Annotated in this window: 6 protein-coding genes; 4 read left to right on the forward strand and 2 right to left on the reverse strand. The window is 43.0% G+C overall.

Annotated elements, in window-relative coordinates; all coding sequences use genetic code 11:
- Positions 1-7 precede the first annotated feature (7 nt).
- The gene (locus HW45_RS17820) at positions 8-886 is read right to left on the reverse strand and encodes a carboxylate/amino acid/amine transporter (RefSeq protein ID WP_038228668.1); all 879 of its coding nucleotides are present in this window, start codon (positions 884-886) and stop codon (positions 8-10) included.
- Positions 887-991: 105 nt separating this feature from the next.
- Positions 992-1417 carry a universal stress protein UspA gene (uspA, locus tag HW45_RS17825; protein WP_038228670.1) on the reverse strand — a complete coding sequence of 142 codons (426 nt, stop codon included), beginning with the start codon at positions 1415-1417 and terminating at the stop codon, positions 992-994.
- Positions 1418-1782: 365 nt separating this feature from the next.
- Between uspA and ftnA the strand changes: the two genes are divergently transcribed.
- The 4 genes from ftnA to HW45_RS17845 all read left to right on the forward strand — a co-directional run bounded on the left by ftnA (position 1783) and on the right by HW45_RS17845 (position 5697).
- Positions 1783-2310 (forward strand): non-heme ferritin, encoded by a 528-nt coding sequence (gene ftnA / locus HW45_RS17830; RefSeq protein WP_006072091.1) that lies wholly within the window; start codon positions 1783-1785, stop codon positions 2308-2310.
- 69 nt (positions 2311-2379) lie between these two features.
- Positions 2380-2703, forward strand: a complete 324-nt coding sequence (uspB, locus tag HW45_RS17835; RefSeq protein WP_006072092.1) for a universal stress protein UspB — start codon at positions 2380-2382, stop codon at positions 2701-2703.
- Positions 2704-2895: 192 nt separating this feature from the next.
- Complete coding sequence (locus HW45_RS17840) at positions 2896-4083, forward strand: NAD(P)/FAD-dependent oxidoreductase (RefSeq protein WP_038228672.1); 1188 nt, start codon at positions 2896-2898, stop codon at positions 4081-4083.
- Between the two features lie 327 nt (positions 4084-4410).
- Positions 4411-5697, forward strand: coding sequence for an L-cysteine desulfidase family protein (locus HW45_RS17845; RefSeq protein WP_038228674.1), 1287 nt, complete (start codon positions 4411-4413; stop codon positions 5695-5697).
- The last annotated feature ends 558 nt before the right edge of the window (positions 5698-6255 follow it).

The following is a 6255-nucleotide window of genomic DNA, read 5'->3' on the forward strand; positions in this document are numbered from 1 at the left end:
GGAAGTCCTAAGCGTTATTGAACTGGGCTTCCGCTCTCGGTTTCACCCACAGTTCGTTGACCACTAACGACAGCAGAATGATTCCGCCTCCAATCGACAGTTTTACTAAATCCACATCGCGATTCCAAATCACAATATTGACGATAAGCCCGGCAGGAACCAATAAGTTATTCATCACGGCCAGCGCCCCTGCATTGACCAGACACGCCCCTCTGTTCCAAATGAAATACCCCAAGCCCGATGCAATTACACCCAAGTAAATCAGCACGCCCCATTGCAGGCTGGTGGTTGGCATCTTGTCAAAACTGCCAAACAGCGCAAAGGCGATCGTTGCCACGATGGTTGCTCCAAAGTAGAAGTAACCAAACACACTATGCTGTGGCAGTTCAACGTCTGCTTGCTCCATCACATATTTATAACCAACCTGTCCGATAGCAAAACAGAGGTTGGCTCCCTGTACCACGAGAAAGCCCGTGATGAAGTTGTCATTGATACCCGCAAACTTGATAAAGGCAGCGCCAGCCACCGCAATCGCGGCGGTGATAAAATACCAAGGAGAAAAGCGTCCTTTAAGGAAGTCATAGAAAAGTGTTACGTAAATGGGAGTAAAAACAGTGAACAGCAACACTTCAGGTACGGATAGCAATAAGAAGGACTGATAGTAGAAGCAATACATCAAGCCTAGTTGGATACCACCAATGGCCATCAGCTTGGCTTTTAAGGCACCTGGCACTTGTCTAAAGTTAGTAAAAGGCAAAAAGACTAATGCGGCTAACACCACACGCATTAGAACTGAGAACCACGAATCCACCTGACCCGCTAGATAGACCCCGATTAGGCTAAAGGAAAAAGCCCAAAGCAGAGTGACAGAATAAAGATAACCCATTGCTTAAACATGCTGTTAATGTGAACGATGGAGCTATTGTAACATCTTTGTGAATCAATACAGATCGGATCAAAAAAGGCTCCTTTCGAAGCCTTTTACTGCAAGTTAGTCCTTAATCGGAACCACTAACATATCGACAGGTGAGGTATTGATAAGTTGGCGAGTCGAAGACAGGATTTTGCTCCAGAAATCTTGGTGATGACCACATACCACAAGGTCGACATTGTATTCACTAATGGTATCGCGCAGCTCATTACTCAAATCACCACTACCTACTAATGAATGCTTAATTGGGTAGCCTGCGTATTCTGCAAAATCTCTTAATTGAGTCATTGAGGCTTCCATCGCCTGATGTTGCGTCTCTGCCATGTTTAAATCAATCAGCCCGGTGTACAGCTCAGCATAATTGACATCAATATGGATAAATGAAACCTCTGCATCCAGTGGCTTCGCGAGAGAGACCGCCTTGTCTATGAGCATTTTGCTTTCTTCTGAGAGATCTAATGCGACCATAATATGTTTATAACTCATAACGCACTCCTCCTGACGTTAGTACTATGGAAAACATAGCATTTTCCTCCTTAAAATTATGTTGATGTGATCTCAAATCGTTATCCAAAGTACAAATTACAGGCGGTCATTCGTGATCCTGTGAAGAGATATCACGTTTGAACAGAGAGCCTGTTTTGCGCCATGTAGCGATGGAAAAGTGGAGTCCATAAAGTTAATTCTCAGCAACAAGACAATAAATTGTGAGCAAAGTCGCCAAAGTTTTCTAGAATCAAAAGTAGCGATTGAGTATCCAGCAGGTTGTGAGTTTGGGTTTGAGATCAGAGACTCCTCAATAAGTTATGTTATAGTGGCGTTAACTTTTGAAATAAAATTAGGAGTCTAGAATGCTTTCTCCAGCAATGGTTCAGCATCTGAATGAGCAAATTAACCTCGAATTCTTCTCATCCAATCTATACTTACAAATGAGTGCTTGGTGTGAAGACAAAGGTTTTGAAGGCGCGGCGCTATTTCTTCGTAAACACGCTGACGAAGAAATGCAGCACATGCACAGACTGTTTACTTATGTGAGTGAGACTGGTGCGTTACCGATTTTAGGTAGCATCGAAGCTCCAAGACATGATTTCGAAAGTCTAGGTGATGTGTTCCGTGAAACTTATAAGCATGAGCAGATGATTACTGAAAGAATCAACAAGCTTGCTCATGTGGCGTTCACCGCTCAGGACTACTCAACGTTTAACTTTCTTCAGTGGTATGTTGCGGAGCAACACGAAGAAGAAAAATTGTTTAAAGGGATCTTAGATAAGCTAGAACTCGTAGGTGAGAATGGTCAGGCGCTATTCTTTATCGACAAAGATTTAGCAGTGTTAGCAAAAGAGGGTTCTTCTTCCATTATGGACGCCCCAGCTGAGTAATCTCAGCGTCTAAAAGTCGACTGTTCGTCTTTTTCTCTTGGGTGTCTAGGAAGATGTAGGGAGGAAAAGATGATCAGTGGAGACACTATTCTATTAGCATTGATGCTCATTACCTCAGTCAATATGGCGAGGTATCTGACAGCACTACGCGCACTTATTTTCATCATGCGTGAAGCACATCCGTTGCTCTATCAGCAAGTGGATGGACGAGGCTTCTTTACGGCGCACGGCAATATGTCGAAGCAAGTGAGACTGTATCACTATCTCAAAACTAAAGAATACCTCCACCACCACGATCCAGTGTTTACCGGAAAGTGCGACAGAGTGCGTGAGCTGTTTGTACTTTGCTGTGCGCTTATTGGTGTCACCTTGTTTGCTGGATTTTTGCTTTAACGACAAAGCATTACGGCACCTTTTATAAGGTGTGATTGAGGTAACACAAGGATAAGGCGTTGTCGCAAACCGGGCTAATGGCTCCGGGGAGTTGGCTTTATTTAATGAAGTCGCTAAAATAGCGCCAAATTGTCGAAAGGATGTGCAATCAGCACATCCTTTTTTTATTGAAATTCTTGTCGGAACGTCGTGATGAGTCAAAAAGTAGATGTGGTTGTTATTGGTGCTGGTGCTGCAGGTTTAATGTGTGCAGCAGAAGCGGGAAAACGTGGGCGTAGTGTGCTCGTGCTTGATCACGCCAAAAAACCAGGTCGAAAAATTCTTATCTCTGGTGGTGGTAAATGTAATTTCACCAACTACGACGTTTCTGCCAGTAACTATCTGTGTAGCAATCCACACTTTGTGAAATCGGCCCTGTCTCAGTATACCAACTGGGATTTTATTGCCATGGTGAGCAAATACGGCATTGAGTTTGAAGAGCGCGATCACGGCCAACTGTTCTGTTTAGAGTCGGCAAAAGATATCGTCAAGATGCTGCTGTCAGAATGTGAAACACCGAATATTCGCTTCGGCTATCAAACCGACGTACACAGTATTGAGAAGACGGAGTCCGGTTTCTCTTTGCACGCTGATACTGATGTTATCGAATGTGAATCATTGGTTGTCGCTACTGGTGGGTTATCGATGCCTAAACTGGGGGCAACCCCGTTTGGTTATAAGATTGCCGAGCAGTTTGGTCTCGAAGTAAAACCTACAACTGCGGGTTTAGTACCATTTACTCTGCACAAGGAAGACAAAGAGGATTTCGCAGAGCTATCGGGTATTGCGGTACCTGCGGAGATTACCGCTAATGACGGCACTTTGTTTAAAGAAGCCTTGCTGTTTACTCACCGTGGTCTGTCTGGACCGTCAGTGCTACAGATTTCTTCTTTCTGGAAGCCGGGTCAAAGTGTGTCGGTTAACCTAGTTCCAGAAGCGGATATTGATGAACTGCTTGCTCGTTCGTTGGAAAAGCACCCAAATCAAAGCTTGAAGAATACTCTGGCACGTGTGCTTCCTAAACGTTTAGTGGAAGTGCTTATTGAGCGCAAAGTATTTGCAGACAAACCATTGAAGCAGTACCACGCCAAAGAGTTGGTGGCAATTCGCGAAGCATTAGAGCACTGGAAAATCGCACCGAATGGCACTGAAGGGTATCGAACGGCTGAGGTGACGCTTGGCGGTGTGAATACCGATCATCTTTCTTCTAAAACGATGGAATGCAAATCGATCCAAGGCTTGTTCTTTATTGGCGAAGTCATGGACGTCACAGGCTGGCTTGGAGGCTACAACTTCCAGTGGTGCTGGTCTTCCGGTTTTGTTGCTGGTCAGCACGTTTAATTAGCCAACCTTATTCAGCATTCTCTCTCGTTGGGCTTCTACACATTTGGAGAAGCCCATCGTGTACTAACTCTCATCTTCAATTCTCTTTATCCTATCTAAAAATGTGATGCACTTAAAAGACCTTACTTTTAAAGAGGTAATTGGAGAAAATAATTCTCCAATTTTGGTTTTTGATAGTAAATAAGGTAAAAAAAATCTCTAACAAAGCTCGTATAGTGTACCTATTCGCTTAAAAGCATATCAGCCTGAAACGCTTGTTGAACGGGTTGAAATTCATAATTTTCGGTCTTGGAATTCTGAGGCTTGGTGAGTATAGGTGTGTTTATGAGAACTGAACTTTGGGATGGTTTTACCCGCTTAATTAAAAAAGAAGTCGTACCTGCATTGGGTTGTACTGAGCCAGTATCGGTTGCACTAGCGAGTGCGATTGCCGCTCAAAAGCTTGCTGGAGATATCCAGATGATCTCGGTCCATGTTTCTCCTAACTTAATGAAAAATGGTATGGGTGTTGGTGTTCCTGGCACTGGAATGGTCGGATTGTCGATCGCGGCCGCTATCGGTGCCGTGGCTGGTGAGTCAGAGGCTGGGCTTGAAGTTCTCAAAAATATTACGCCGGAAGATGTGACTCAAGCGAAATCATTGCAAAGTGCAGTGACGGTCGAAGTAGCCGACGTGCTCAACATTATTTATGCCAAAGTCGTGGTCAGTGATGGTGAACATCGCGTAGCTGTGACCATTGCAGACAGCCATACTAATGTAGTGTCTATTGAAGAGGATGGTTTAACCACTTACATCAATACACAAGAGCAAGAGGCAGAAACAGCTTCTGAGCCAACAGAAAGTCCAATGAAAGATGCTTGTGCACAGGACATTTTTGATTTTGCTCTGAATGCGCCGTTAGAAAGCATCAGCTTTATTGAGCAAGCCTATCAGCTGAACAATGACCTATCCCATGAAGGGTTAAGCCAAGACTATGGTTTGCAAGTTGGCGCTACATTTAAGCGTAATGTTGACAAAGGTTTGCTTGCTAAAAGTTTGATGACGGACGTACTTTGTCGAACTTCGGCTGCGTCGGATGCTCGTATGGATGGTGCTATGAAGCCAGCTATGAGTAATTCGGGTTCGGGAAATCAAGGTATTTCCGCAACAATGCCTGTTGTGGTGGTAGCTGAGCATGTGCATGCTGACCGAGAAACCATGATTCGAGCGCTGATGTTATCTCATCTAATGGCAGTCTATATTAAGAGCTATCAACATAAATTATCGGCACTATGCGGAGCGACAACCGCCTCGATGGGAGCTGCGGCCGGAATGACATGGCTTCTCGGTGGTAACTTCAAACAAATTAGCGATGCGATATGTAGCATGATTGGTGACGTGGCAGGCATGATTTGCGATGGTGCGAAAACCAGTTGCGCTATGAAGGTCTCATCCTCTGCTGGTGCTGCTTTTAAGGCGACATTGATGGCGTTGGATGGTATTCGCGTAACAGGAAACGAAGGCATTGTCTCAGAAAATGTGGATGAGTCTATTCGTAATCTTTCTAGTCTTGCAAATGGTGCGATGACTCAGACTGATGTTCAAATTCTAGAGATCATGGTGAACAAGTAACGCTCTTTGGTGCCCAAATTGCTCTATGTGTTGATACGTAAAAATAAGCTAAATTGAATACAATAAAAGGCCAATGCTTCATTGGCCTTTTTTACTTTTCTTGTAGGGTTGTTTTCTTCAGCCTAAAACCACCTTCTTTCCTCTCTTTATGGAGCGTATATTCGTGCTTAATGGCATGTTAGTAATATTTGTCATTAACGTTATTTTCTGTGTAATTGTTGAATTTATATTGCAAAGAGATATCTATAAGTAGCGTTTAGAACAAATTTCATAAAAGGGTTTATTATTCTTATTTGAAATAAAAGACTTTTTATATATTGTTATTTATTATTAGTGCAGATATAAAATAAGAGGAAATTGGTTCGGTTATTTATTCTTGGTTATTTTATTTCTTATTGTGTGATCTTGTTCAACTTGAAGGAGATATTAGTTAACGTTTTTATTGTTGTTAAATATTGTGCCATGTCACAAATATGCATTGATTAAAGTTTGGTTTTATTGATTGTAATCAAAGTGAGAAATTGTTTTTGTGCGGTGTCTCTATGAGTAGAATTATAT

Source organism: Vibrio sp. ER1A (assembly GCF_000733315.1).
GTDB lineage: Bacteria > Pseudomonadota > Gammaproteobacteria > Enterobacterales > Vibrionaceae > Vibrio > Vibrio mediterranei.

Bases quoted from the DNA above. Each gene is read 5' to 3' on its own strand.
- HW45_RS17820 (WP_038228668.1), bottom strand. From the start codon at position 886: ATGGGTTATCTTTATTCTGTCACTCTGCTTTGGGCTTTTTCCTTTAGC.
- uspA (WP_038228670.1), bottom strand. From the start codon at position 1,417: ATGAGTTATAAACATATTATGGTCGCATTAGATCTCTCAGAAGAAAGC.
- ftnA (WP_006072091.1), top strand. From the start codon at position 1,783: ATGCTTTCTCCAGCAATGGTTCAGCATCTGAATGAGCAAATTAACCTC.
- uspB (WP_006072092.1), top strand. From the start codon at position 2,380: ATGATCAGTGGAGACACTATTCTATTAGCATTGATGCTCATTACCTCA.
- HW45_RS17840 (WP_038228672.1), top strand. From the start codon at position 2,896: ATGAGTCAAAAAGTAGATGTGGTTGTTATTGGTGCTGGTGCTGCAGGT.
- HW45_RS17845 (WP_038228674.1), top strand. From the start codon at position 4,411: ATGAGAACTGAACTTTGGGATGGTTTTACCCGCTTAATTAAAAAAGAA.